The organism is Sphingomonas arabinosi, from assembly GCF_036663715.1.
In the GTDB taxonomy this organism is placed as follows: Bacteria; Pseudomonadota; Alphaproteobacteria; order Sphingomonadales; family Sphingomonadaceae; genus Sphingomonas.
On the sequence record NZ_JAXOJN010000012.1, the window covers coordinates 1 to 12,940 of the forward strand.

A 12,940-nucleotide genomic window follows, 5' to 3' on the forward strand; every position below is an offset into this window, starting at 1 on the left:
GGGGGGGGCTGGGGGGGCGGCCCGGGGGGGGGGGGGGGGGGGGGGGGCGCCCCGGGGGGGGGGGGGGGGGGGGGGGGGTCCGGCCCCCCCGCGCGGGGGGGGGGGGGGGGGGGGGGCGGCCCCCGCCAAACAGTGCTGCGCCCGGAACAGCCCCTCACCCCAACCCTCTCCCCGCAGGGGAGAGGGAGCAAGAAGAAGTGCGCCTCCCCATGCTTCGCCAGCAGATCGCCAAGCGCGAGGGCCGCGCCAACATGTGTCTCGCCGATTTCATCGACACCCAGGACGACTGGTTCGGTGGCTTCGCAGTCGGCATCCACGGGATCGACGAGCACATCGCGCGCTTTAAGGCAGGGCATGACGATTACAACGACATCCTGCTCAAGGCGCTCGCCGACCGCTTCGCCGAAGCCTTCGCCGAACGCCTCCACAAGCATGTCCGCCAGGAACTCTGGGGCTATGCGCCGGAGGAGCAGCTCACCAACGACGCGCTGATCAAGGAGCAGTATCGCGGCATCCGCCCCGCACCGGGCTATCCCGCGTGCCCGGACCACAGCCTCAAGCCGATCCTGTTCGACCTGCTCGACGCGGAGACTGCGACCGGCCTCGAACTGACCGAGAGCTTCGCGATGTTCCCGACCGCCGCTGTCTCGGGCTTCTATTTCGGTCACCCGCAGGCCGAGTATTTCGGCGTCGCCCGCGTCGGTCGCGACCAGCTCGAGGATTACGCCGCACGCCGTGGCGCCGACCTCAAGACCGCCGAACGCTGGCTTCGTCCTAACCTCGACTAAGGTCCGGGCTCGCGCGCGGAACAACCGTCGCGAGCCCGCGCTTATCATGGGTCCACATGCGGAGACCCGATGACCGTTCCCCAATATCTCTCGATCGCCACGCTGATCGGCATGATGGCGCTCTTCATCTGGGGCAGGTTCCGCTACGACGTCACCGCGATCCTCGCGTTGCTCGCCAGCATCGCGCTCGGCATCGTCAGCCCGAAGGACGCGTTCAAGGGCTTCTCGGACGATATCGTCATCATCGTCGGCTCGGCGCTGGTGATCTCGGCGGCAGTGCAACGCTCGGGCATCATCGAACGCGCGCTCGCCAAATTCGCCAAGCGGGTGACGCGGGTCCGCTCGCAATTGCTGCTGCTGACCGCGTCGGTGGGGTTCGCCTCCGCGCTGGTCAAGAATATCGGTGCGCTGGCGATGCTGATGCCCGCCGCGTTCCAGATGGCGAAGAAGAACGATACGTCGCCCTCGGTCTTCCTGATGCCGATGGCGTCCGCATCTTTGCTCGGCGGGCTGATCACGCTGGTTGGCACGTCGCCCAACATCATCGTCAGCCGCGTCCGCGAACAGATGACCGGACACCCCTTCGGGATGTTCGACTATGCCCCAGTCGGGCTCGGGCTGACGCTGATGGGGCTCATCTATCTCCGGTTTGCCTACCGGCTGCTGCCGCGCGATCGCAGGGCAGCGCCGACGATGGGCGAGGCGCTCGACATCAAGGGCTATGTGACCGAGGCGATGATTCCGGAGGGGTCGCCAGCGGTCGACGATACTGTCGACGCGTTCCTCGACCGCCACGACCGCGAGGTGACGATCACCCGCATCCTGCGCGCCGGCATGCGCAGCGCGCCGCACGACCACACGCATCTGCGCGCCGGCGACACGCTCATCCTCGGCGGCGATCCCGACGCGCTCGAACGCGTGATCGCGCGCGACCGGTTGAAGCTGGAGGGCGAGGACCGCGAAAAGGCCGACGAGGACGACGACGACGAGGTCGGCGTGATCGAGGCGGTGATCGGGCTCGGCTCGGCGCTGGTCGGCAAGACTGCGGCGCGGCTCGCGTTGCAGGCGCGCTACGGCGTCAACCTGATCGCGATCTCGCGGCAGGGCGAGCATCTCTCGCGCCGTCTCGCCAACACCGAACTCCGCGCCGGCGACGTGCTGGTGTTGCAGGGTCCGCTCGAGCAACTGCCCAGCAAACTGCGCGATCTCGGCTGTCTGCCCCTCGCGCAGCGCGAGATGCGGCTCGGCATGTCGAAGCGGAGCTGGTTGCCGATCGGCATCCTGGCCGTGGCGATGAGTGCGACCGCGCTGGGGTTCGTGCCAGTCGCGGTCGCGTTCTTCGCCGCGGCGGGGCTGATCATGGCGACCGGCGTGCTGCCGGTGCGCGAGGCGTACGACCATGTCGAATGGCCGATCCTGATCATGCTCGGCGCGCTGATTCCGGTCAGCGATTCGCTGCGTACCACCGGCGCGTCGGAGGTGATCGCGACGTGGCTGTCGTCGACCGCGGCGACCTTGCCGCCCTGGGGCGCGGTTGCGCTGATCCTGGCGGCGGCGATGGCCGTAACGCCGTTCCTCAACAACGCCGCGACGGTGCTGGTGATGGCACCGATCGCCGCCACCTTCGCCGGCGATCTGGGGTTTCGGCCCGAGGCGTTCCTGATGGCGACGGCAGTCGGGGCGGGGTGCGATTTCCTCACCCCGATCGGACACCAGTGCAACACGCTGGTTATGGGCCCGGGCGGGTACAGGTTCGGCGACTACGCTCGGCTTGGCGCACCGCTGTCGCTCTTGGTGCTGCTGGTGGGGACACCGCTGATCGTAGCGGTGTGGCCAATGCATTGAGTCCCGCGTCATCCTGACTTTCGTCAGGATGACGGATGGTTGCAGCGTCAGGCCCCGGCTTCAGCCGGCTTCCCCTCGCGCACGTCACCCGGCAGGCCGGTAATCGTCTTCACCTCCATGAAGTCCGTCAGCCCGTAACGCCCGTTCTCGCGGCCATTCCCCGACTGCTTATACCCCCCGAACGGCGCGCCGATATCCGGGCTCCAAGAGTTGATCGTCACCAGCCCCGCGCGCAGCCTCGGAGCCACCATCGCCGCCGCCGCTGGATCGCCCGAGATCGTCGCCGACAGCCCGTATTCGGTCGCGTTGGCGATGCGGATGCCTTCGTCCTGATCCGCATACGCGGTAATCGTAGCGACCGGCCCGAACGTTTCCTCCTGCGCGATCCGCATGTTCGGCCGCACGTCGGTGAACAGCGTCGGCTGGATGTAATACCCGGCATTGCGCCCGTCCGGCCGCCCGACGCCGCCCGTCACCAAGGTCGCACCCTCGTCGATCGCGGACTGGATCAGCCCCTGGATCTTGTCGAACTGCGCCTTGTTGACGACCGGGCCGATATGCTGGCCCATCTCCGCGGGGTCGCCGACCTTGGTCTGCTCCATCATCGACTTCACGATCGCGGTGGCCTCGGCGACCTGGCTCGCATGCACCAGCAGACGGGTCGGCGCGATGCAGCTCTGCCCCGAATTGGCGAGCACGCCCGCCACCGTCGGCGGCAGCACGGTCGCGAGATCGGAGCCCTCCAGCACGAGGTTCGCCGCCTTGCCGCCAAGCTCCTGGTGCACGCGCTTCACCGTCGGTGCCGCTGCCAGTGCGACCGCGATTCCCGCGCGCGTCGAGCCGGTGAAGCTCACCATGTCGACGTCGCGGTGCGCGCACAGCGCCGCGCCAACCCCCGGACCGTCGCCGTTGACGAGATTGAACACGCCCGCCGGTACGCCTGCCGCGTCCATGATCTCCGCCAGGATGACCGCGCACGACGGCGCTTCCTCCGACGGCTTCAGGACCATCGTGTCGCCCGCTGCGAGCGCCGGGGCGACCTTCGCGCAGATCTGGTTCAGCGGCCAGTTCCACGGCGTGATCATCGCGACGACGCCAAGCGGCTCGTGCACGACGGTCGCCTTGCCGATGACCTCCGAGAACTCGAACGCCGCCAGCGCCTTCGCGGTCGCCGAAAAATGCGCGAGGCCCGTGGGCGCCTGCGCCATCGACGCGAGCGCCATCGGTGCGCCCATTTCCTGCGACATCGCCTTCGCCAGATCGGGCATCCGCGCCTTGTATTCGGTCATGATCCGGCCGAGCACATCGAGCCGCTCCTGCACGCTCGTCTGGCTCCAGCTCTCGAACGCGGAGCGAGCGGCGGCGACTGCCTTGTCGACGTCGGCGGCGGTGCCGAGCGTGATCTCGGTGCAGGGCTGCTCGGTCGACGGGTCGATCACCTGATAGACGGTGCCGCCGTTGCTATCGACCCACGCGCCGTCGATATACTGCTGCAAATAGCTTTTCATCATGCCTCTCCGCATCGTGTCGCTACGTTTTATCTGGCGAAGGAATGGGCTCGCCGCCGATCGGTTGCAACCCGAAACGCATGCCGTAGTGTGGGCGCAAATTTCATCAGGAGGCCGGCATGGCGAGAGTGGCATTCATCGAGAAGACCGGCGGCCCCGAAGTCATCCAGTGGCATGACGTGACGCTGCCGCCGCCGGCAAAGGGCGAGGTCTGGATGCGCAACACCGCGGTCGGCCTCAACTATATCGACACCTACCACCGCAGCGGCGTCTACCCGGTCGACATGCCCTCGGGGCTCGGCAGTGAGGCGGCGGGCGTGGTGATGGCGGTCGGCGAGGACGTGACGGGGTTCGCCGCTGGCGACCGCGTCGGCACTTTCGGCCCATCGCGCGGCGCCTATGCGACCGAGCGCAACGTTCCCGCCAAGGACCTTTTCAAGCTGCCGGACATGCTGGACGACCGCACCGCGGCGGCGATGCTGCTCAAGGGCACCACCGCCGAGTTCCTGGTCGAGCGCTGCGCCAAGGTACAGGCAGGCCAGACCGTCCTCGTCCACGCGGCCGCGGGCGGTGTCGGCCACATCCTGGTCGGCTGGCTGAAGGCGATCGGCGCGGCCGTCATCGCGAGCGTCGGCAACGAGGACAAGGCCGAGCGGACCCGCAAGGCGGGCGCCGATCACGTCATCCTCCACAAGTCCGAGGAAATCGCCGCGCGGGTGCGCGAGATCACCGATGGCAAGGGCGTGCCAATAGTGCTCGACGGCGTCGGCGGCGCGACGTGGAATGCCTCGCTCGACAGCGCGGCGCGGCGCGGCCTGATCGTCAGCTACGGCAATGCCGGCGGGGTAGTCGACGGCGTCAACATCGGCGTCCTCGCACGCAAAGGCTCGCTGTTCGTGACCCGCCCGACGCTGTTCGATTACTACGTCACGCCCGAGGAGAGGCAGGCCGGCATCGCCCGCCTGTTCGCGATGCTCGACAGCGGCGCGATCACCCCCGAGATCGGCCAGACCTTCGCCCTCGAAGACGCCGCCGAAGCCCATCGCGCGGTCGAGAGCGGCGAGACCTGGGGAAGCACGCTGCTCCTGCCTTGATCCGAGCGTAGCTCACGAAAGAAGATTGGTTCACGCGAAGGCGCGAAGGCGCGAAGAAGGTTTGTTTCACGCGGAGGCGCGGATGCGCGGAGGTGTCCCGCGCGGTACGACCGTCGCGTAACACTTCGGACGTCGATGATGAGGGGGACCGTTGGTCCCGTATTCAGCACCTCCGCGTCTCCGCGTCTCCGCGTCTCCGCGTCTCCGCGTCTCCGCGTCTCCGCGTCTCCGCGTCTCCGCGTGAACCCAGTCTTCTAGCCTCTTTGCGCCCTCGCGCCTCCTCGGCTTCGCTCGGGATAAGCTTTTCGTGGAGCCGTACCAGCCTGCCGCTTCCACGCGCTGAGCACTATGATGGCGCGATCGCGCGATCGGATGGCTGTCGAAGCAGCTGTCATGGTGCTGTCATGCTGACGTAACGCCGGTGCCATGCGCCGCCGCTACCGCGCCTCCCAAGCCGGCTGAAGAAGTCGGGACCATCCGGGGGAATACCATGAAATCGAACCTGTCGACCCGCGTTCGCGGTCGCGTCCTTGCGCATGTGCTGCTCACCGGCTGCGCGCTGATCCCGCTGACCGTTGCGAGCGCCCATGCGCGTCCCGACGCTGCAACGCCGGTCGGCGCGCCGCGCGCACCCGGCGCGATCACCGGCACTGTGTCGCAGGCGGGCAGCGGCGACTATCTCGATGGCGCATCGGTCTCGATCCCTGCGCTCGAACTGTCGACCGTGGTCGATCGTACCGGGCGGTACTCGCTGGTCGGTGTCCCCACGGGTACGCACGAACTCGTGATCCGTTATGTCGGTTTCCCCGACGCGCGCCGGACGGTCACGGTTGCCGATGCTGTTGTGACGCTTGACCTGGCAATGAACACCGCCACGGGCGCGACCGCAGGCGAGGGTGACGAGATCGTCGTCTCCGGCTCGCGCCCGATCGCGGAATCCGAAGCCGCGGCGCTCCAGATCCAGCGTACCAGCCCCTCGCTCGTCTCGGTCATCGCTTCGGATTCGATCGGTCGCCTGCCTGATCAAAACGTCGCGCAGGCGGTCAGCCGCTTGCCCGGCGTCGGCGTCCAGCGCGATCAGGGCCAGGCGCGCTACATCACGCTGCGCGGCGCCCCGATCAACTGGACCACCTTGTCGATCGACGGCATCAACGTCGTCAGCCCCGAAGGCCGCGACGCCCGGTTCGACTCCATCCCCTCGGCAATCGCCTCGCAGATCGTCGTGCGGAAAGCCGTCACCCCCGACATGACCGGCGAGACGATCGCGGGCAATGTCGACATCATCACCCGATCCGCGTTCGATTATCCGGGCATGAAGGTGCAGGCCAAGGGCGGCCTCGGCCATGTCGAACTCGGCAAGAAGACCGAATATGAGGGCTCGCTCGTCGTGTCCGACCGGATCAACACCGGGATCGGCGAGTTCGGCATCGTCTCGTCCGCGAGCCTGTACCGTCGCGGCATGGTCACCGACAATTTCGAGACCGATTTCGAAGCGGTCAAGGAAGACAAGCGCCCCGGCTATCAGACGCGCAACTGGGCGCGCGAGACCGAGAACAAGCTGTATCGCCTGACGCGCAAGAACTACTCGCTGTCGACCCGGCTCGACTGGCGCCCGGCGCCCGGCCACAAGCTGTTCGCGGAGACGATCTACTCGGCGTTCGCGGACGACGAACAGCGCAACAACTACATCTTCGATCTCGACGACCAGCAGTCGCGTGCGCCGACCGGCAGCGCCGCCTGCAACGTCAACGCCCGGCCCGCGTCCGGTACGACGGGCTATGCCGACGTCTGCACCGGCAACACGCCGCTGCTCGGCACCGTCTACGGCATCGATCTCAACGCGAACTTCACGGTGCGCAAATACAAGCAGTCGGTGTTCACCAACACGGTCGGCGGCGATCACGAACTCGGCGAATGGAAGGTCGCATGGCGCGGCAATTTCACGCGCTCGATCGACGACCGCACCCAGCCGACGCAGCTGAACTACGAAAGCCCGAGCTTCGCGAACGCCACCAACCGGCTGACCGTCGGCTATGACCTGACCGACCCGCAGCTTGCCAAGGTCCAGTTGTTCCGCACGATCCGCAACGCCGACGGGACGTTCTCGCGCGGCGCACAAGTGACCGCGATCGAGGATTTCCCGACGTCGCTTACCCGTCTCCGCTCTCTGAAGGCAAAGGACGTGACCGAGGCCTACACCGCCAAGCTTGACGTCAGCCGCGAGGCGTCGCTCTTTGGCGCGCAGACGGTGTTCACCGCCGGCGTCCGCTATGATGACCGCACCAAGACCGCGAACGAGGATCTGCTAGATATCAACAGCGCGGCGCAGTTCGCCGCCGCGGGGATCTCCACCAACTATTCCGCGATCGCCAAGCCCGGCGGCTTCCAGGGCGAGATCCCGCTTGGTTACACCTTCCAGTATTTCGACCGCGACAAGGTGCTCGGGCTGGTCGATCAGGCCAGGAGCGTCGCCAGCTACCAGCCGGTCGATGCCAATTTCTACGAGGTCGGCGAGCGGGTCTATTCGGCCTATGCGATGGCCACCGCGACGACCAACTGGGGCAGCATCGTCGGCGGAGCGCGCGTCGAGCATATCCGCAATGACGCGCGCGCTTTCTCGATCGACGCGGCGACCAGCGTGGCGACGCCGGTCGAGGCGAAGTCGAACCAAACGCTGGTCTATCCGAGCCTTCATCTGAACTGGGACGTCAACGATCGGATGAAGGCGCGCCTGTCGTTCAACACCGGCGCCGCACGGCCCGATTACGACCAGCTTCGTCCGAACCTGACGTACAACGACGCCAACCTGACCGTGTCCGGCGGCAATCCCGACGCGAAGCCCGAAAAGGCCAAGGGCGTCGACGCCTATGTCGAATATTACACGATGCCGCGCGGCTTCCTGTCGATCGGCGCCTATTACAAGGACGTCACCAACGTTCTGTTCGACTCGGTGCAGACCTTCGGCAGTAATATCCTCAACAGCGGCGGCAGCGATCGTTCGCAATATCAGTTCTCGACCGTCCTGAACGGCGGCAAGGGATATATCATGGGCATCGAGGGCGCGATCCAGCAGCAGCTCGACCCGTTCACGGCCGATCTCGGCCTGCCGGACTGGATGGGTGGCTTCGGCGTCCAGCTCAACGCGACGATCAACAAGAGCCGTGCGGACACGCCCGGCACTGGCGATATCCCGTCGCGTAAGGTGCCGCTGCCCGGTGCATCCGACGCGATCTACAATCTGATCGGCTATTACGAAAAATACGGCTTCTCCGCCCGCGTCTCGTATCAGAACCGCTCGGCATGGCTCGACGCGATCGGTTCGGTCGCGGACGTCGGCGGCGTCGTCCGCGGTGTCGACGGCGGCGATTTCTACTGGGCGAAGGACAATGAGCTCGACGCGTCGGTCCGCTACGCGATCAACGGCAATGTCGAGATCTACGGCGATTTTGCCAATTTGCTCAACGGTCCGGGCCGCCGCTATGTCGGCACGTCGGCCTACACCATCGAGCATGAGACGTTCGGCCGGCGCTACACCGGCGGCGTGCGGGTAACGTTCTGATGCGGGTACTTTCGTTGATCGCTGTGTTGCTCGCGGGATGTGCAACGACCTCGGTCCCGGTGGCGGTCGAGGCACCGATGGTCGCCGCAACCGCGGAGACCGATCCGGTCGACACCGCCGCCGATGCCGCCGACGACCCCGCGATCTGGCGTAACGCCGCCGATCCGGCGAAGAGCCTCGTCATCGGCACCGACAAGAAGGCCGGCATCCACGTCTACAGCCTGGCGGGCAAGCGACTGAGCTTCACGCCCGCCGCCCGCCTCAACAACGTCGACCTGCGCGATCTCGGAGGACGGGTGATCGCAGCCGCGAGCGACCGTGCCGACATCGCCACCGCACACGTCTCGCTGTTCACGCTCGAAACGGTGGCGGCAAAGCTCGTGCCGCTCGGCCGCTTCCCGGTGGGCGCAGGTGAGGCGTACGGCATGTGCCTCTGGACCCGTGCCAGCGACAAGGCGCTGTTCGGCTTCGTCGTGCTGAAGGACGGTCGCATCGACCAGGTCGCGATCGACTTGTCGGGTGCATCGCCCAAGGTCACGACGGTCCGCTCGATGAAGCTCGGCACCCAGTCCGAAGGCTGCGTCGTCGACGATCGTACCGGTCAGCTTTACGTTGCGGAAGAGGATGTCGGCCTCTGGCGCTTCGATGCCGACCCATCCGCACTGGTGACCGCAACGCCGATCGCCAAGGTCGACGGCAAGACGCTGGTCGCCGACGCCGAGGGCCTCGCCCTCGCACCGTCGGGTAGGACCGGCGGCTATCTCGTCGTGTCGAGCCAGGGTGACAACGCCTACACGCTCTACCGCCTGCCGGGCGTCACCTATGTCGGCCGTTTCCGGATCGGAAGCGGCAACATCGACGGCACTAGCGACACCGACGGCATCGACCTAATGCTCGGCGATTTCGGTCCGGACTATCCACGCGGCCTGCTGGTGGCGCAGGACGGCGACAACGCCCCCGCCACGCAGAACTTCAAATACGTCAGCTGGGACGCGGTCCGAAAGGCGCTCCGGTTGCGATAGGCGTCACGGTCGATCGTCCACGCAATAGGCGGCGACCATCGCGCGGACGTCGACCTGTGCCTTCAACCGCGCGGCGAGCAGAGCGGTGCCGCTGATCTTGCGCTGGACGAACAGCGTGTCGATCGGCGGCAGGTGCCACGTATCGCGGTCGCGCGCGATCTCGGTGCCCTGTTCGCGCAGGACCCCGACGAACGCGCGATCACCGAAGTCGAACGGGCCGGGCTTGGCGAGTTCGGCAAGGATCACGTCGATCATCCGGTCGACCAGCGCGCGGTGTTGCAGCACCGCCGCTTCGCCGAGGAACCCGGCGGCGATGGCGGCCTCGCGTACGGCATCGCGGTCGCCCGCAAGCGCAGCGGCGAGGAGTCGGCGATAGCCTTCACCGGTTTCGGCGGGCAGGGGGCGGGCGGCGCCGAAATCGAGCAGGACCAGCTTCTCGGTCTCGGGCTGCCAGCGATAATTGGCGAAGTTCGGGTCGGTCTGCATCAGCCGCCAATCGAACAGTTCGCGCAGCACGAGCGAGATCAGGTCGTGCATCACGCGGTCACGGACATCCTGCGGCGCGGTCTCCAATGTCTCGACCGGAACGCCGGTGACGAAGCTCATCGCGAGGACGCGCGGCGTGGTGAGATCGGCATAGAGAGTGGGGACGACGAACTGCGGCTGATCGGCGAGCAATTCGCCGTAGCGCGCGACCATCTGCGCCTCGCGGAGGTAATCGGCTTCCTCGTGAAGCTGCTTCTTCGCCTCGTCGAGCAATGGCGCGATATCGAGCGACTTGGGCAGCATCCCCGACACGCGGAGCAGTGTCGCGACGTTGTCGACATCGGCGTCGATGCTCTCCTTCACACCGGGATACTGGACCTTGATCGCCAGCTCCGTACCATCGGGCAAGCGGGCACGATGAACCTGGCCGATCGAGGCGGCGGCAACCGGGTGCGCCTGGAAATGCGCGAAACGACGGCGCCAGTCCTTGCCCCATTCGGCGGCGAGCACGCGGTCGAGCTGCTGCGGCGGCATGTGGTGCGCGTTGTTGCGCAGTCGCGCCAGGATCGTCGCGAGTTCGGGCGGCAGCATGTCGCCCGCGTCCATCGAGATCATCTGTCCCAGCTTCATCGCCGCGCCGCGGAGGTGGGAGAGCTGGTCGGCGACTCGCGTGGCGTTGGCAGGGGTGAGGAGGAGATCACCGATCCTGGGGCGTTCGCCGCTGGCAAGCCGGCGCGCTCCCTCGGCAACGACCCCGCCGGCGACCCCGCCCGCGAGTTTGCCGAAGACGCCGAGGCGGGCGAGGCGGCCGCTCGGGATCGCACGTCCGGCGCTGTTGCCGCTGTCTTCGGTCACGGATGTTCCTTGGGTTTTTTGGGGGGGCTCTTGTGAGGGATATGGGTGGCGGGGCCGATCGATCAATCGAACCCAGCGAGCGAAGTTAACCGAAGCTACCCGTTCTTCTTCTCCCGCGAAGGCGGGAGCCCAGACTGGATCCCCGCCTTCGCGGGGAAACAAGCTTTGGGCCGAATGCAACGTCATCCTCCGATTGCAGAGAGGATCTGCAAGAAAAGGACGCCCGGATTGCTCCGCGCGCCCTTTTCTCACTCAGCGCCGTGGCAAAGCCACGCCGTCGGTCGTCACTACCCGCGACGCCGGCCGACAGCGGCTGTGCGCTCTCGCGCACCACTGCCGGCACGGCAACTCAGCCGCTGTAGTACATGTCATACTCGACCGGGCTCGGCGTCATCTCCCAGCGCGCAACCTCGGCGCGCTTGATCTCGACATAGCTCTCGATCTGGTCCTTCGAGAACACGTCGCCCTTCAGCAGGAAGTCATGATCGGCCAGCAGGCAGTCGAGCGCCTCGCGGAGCGAGCCCGCGACGGTCGGGACCTGTGCGAGCTCTGCCGGGGGCAGGTCGTACAGGTTCTTGTCCATCGCCTCGCCCGGATGGATCTTGTTCAGGATGCCGTCCATGCCGGCCATCATCAGCGCTGCATAGGCAAGATACGGGTTGGCCAGCGCGTCCGGGAAACGCACTTCGACGCGCTTAGCCTTGGGCCCCGTGCCGTACGGAATGCGGCACGATGCCGAACGGTTGCGCGCCGAATAGGCGAGCAGCACGGGCGCTTCGTAGCCGGGGACGAGGCGCTTGTAGCTGTTCGTCGATGGGTTGGTGAACGCATTGACCGCCTTGGCGTGCTTGATGATGCCGCCGATGAAATACAGGCACATGTCGCTCAGGCCCGCATAGCCGTTGCCGGCGAACAGCGGGGTCTTGCCTTCCCAGATTGAGAAATGCGTGTGCATCCCCGAGCCGTTGTCCTCCTTGATCGGCTTCGGCATGAACGTCGCCGTCTTGCCGTAAGCATGCGCGACCTGGTGGACGACGTACTTGTAGATCTGCATGCGATCCGCGGTCTGCGTCAGCGTGCCGAACGTCAGGCCCAGCTCATGCTGTGCGGCTGCAACCTCGTGGTGATGCTTGTCGCAGGGCAGGCCCATCTCGATCATCGTCGAGACCATCTCGCCGCGGATGTCGACGGCGCTGTCGACCGGTGCGACCGGGAAATAGCCGCCCTTGGCACGCGGACGGTGACCGAGATTGCCGCCCTCATATTCGCGCCCCGAATTGCCCGGGAGCTCGATGTCGTCGATCTTGTAATAGCTCGTCGAATAGCTGTTCTCGAAGCGGACGTCGTCGAACATGAAGAATTCGGCTTCGGGGCCTACATACACCGTGTCGCCGACACCGGTGGTCAGCAGATACGCCTCGGCGCGCTTGGCGGTCGAGCGCGGATCGCGTGCGTACAGCTCGCCGGTCGACGGATCGGCGATGTCGCAGATCAGGATCATCATCGGCGTCGCCGAGAACGGATCGACATAGACCGCGTCGAGATCGGGCTTGAGCGTCATGTCGCTCTCGTTGATCGCCTTCCAGCCCTCGATCGACGAACCGTCGAACATCAGTCCGTCGGTCAGTTCGTCTTCGCCGATCAGGCTCGCGACCATCGTCAGATGCTGCCACTTGCCCTTGGGATCGGTGAACCGCAGATCGACCCACTCGATCTCCTGGTCCTTGATCATATTGAGAACGTCGGAGGCCGAATTCGCCATGATGCTTGCCCTTCGTTTAGG

At 66.3% G+C, this 12,940-nt stretch carries 7 protein-coding genes and 1 pseudogene; 5 read left to right on the plus strand and 3 right to left on the minus strand.

The window, feature by feature from the left end; all coding sequences use genetic code 11:
- Positions 1-188: 188 nt before the first annotated feature.
- A pseudogene (locus U1708_RS16370) lies at positions 189-788 on the plus strand (vitamin B12 dependent-methionine synthase activation domain-containing protein); the annotation flags it as partial.
- A gap of 69 nt (positions 789-857) precedes the next feature.
- On the plus strand, positions 858-2,633 hold the full coding sequence (locus U1708_RS16375) for an SLC13 family permease (protein ID WP_332746958.1): 1,776 nt from the start codon (positions 858-860) through the stop codon (positions 2,631-2,633).
- Positions 2,634-2,680: 47 nt separating this feature from the next.
- Here the strand turns inward: U1708_RS16375 and U1708_RS16380 are convergent, their stop codons facing one another.
- On the minus strand, positions 2,681-4,141 hold the full coding sequence (locus tag U1708_RS16380; protein ID WP_332746960.1) for an aldehyde dehydrogenase family protein: 1,461 nt from the start codon (positions 4,139-4,141) through the stop codon (positions 2,681-2,683).
- A 119-nt stretch (positions 4,142-4,260) separates the two neighbouring features.
- Here U1708_RS16380 and U1708_RS16385 point away from each other — a divergent pair, with 119 nt between their 5' ends.
- The 3 genes from U1708_RS16385 to U1708_RS16395 all read left to right on the plus strand — a co-directional run bounded on the left by U1708_RS16385 (position 4,261) and on the right by U1708_RS16395 (position 9,816).
- The gene (locus U1708_RS16385; protein ID WP_332746962.1) at positions 4,261-5,235 is read left to right on the plus strand and encodes a quinone oxidoreductase family protein; all 975 of its coding nucleotides are present in this window, start codon (positions 4,261-4,263) and stop codon (positions 5,233-5,235) included.
- 490 nt (positions 5,236-5,725) lie between these two features.
- Complete coding sequence (locus tag U1708_RS16390; protein ID WP_332746965.1) at positions 5,726-8,794, plus strand: TonB-dependent receptor; 3,069 nt, start codon at positions 5,726-5,728, stop codon at positions 8,792-8,794.
- Positions 8,794-9,816 carry a phytase gene (locus U1708_RS16395; RefSeq protein ID WP_332746967.1) on the plus strand — a complete coding sequence of 341 codons (1,023 nt, stop codon included), beginning with the start codon at positions 8,794-8,796 and terminating at the stop codon, positions 9,814-9,816. Before U1708_RS16390 ends, U1708_RS16395 begins: the two co-directional genes overlap by 1 nt.
- Before the next feature lie 3 nt (positions 9,817-9,819).
- Here U1708_RS16395 and U1708_RS16400 read toward each other — a convergent pair whose 3' ends face one another.
- Together U1708_RS16400 and glnA are read right to left on the minus strand one after the other, a co-directional pair.
- Positions 9,820-11,157, minus strand: coding sequence for an ABC1 kinase family protein (locus tag U1708_RS16400; RefSeq protein WP_332746969.1), 1,338 nt, complete (start codon positions 11,155-11,157; stop codon positions 9,820-9,822).
- 349 nt (positions 11,158-11,506) lie between these two features.
- A complete protein-coding gene (glnA, locus tag U1708_RS16405; protein ID WP_176498911.1) occupies positions 11,507-12,919 on the minus strand; it encodes a type I glutamate--ammonia ligase in 1,413 nt (470 codons plus the stop codon).
- Between the last annotated feature and the right edge of the window lie 21 nt (positions 12,920-12,940).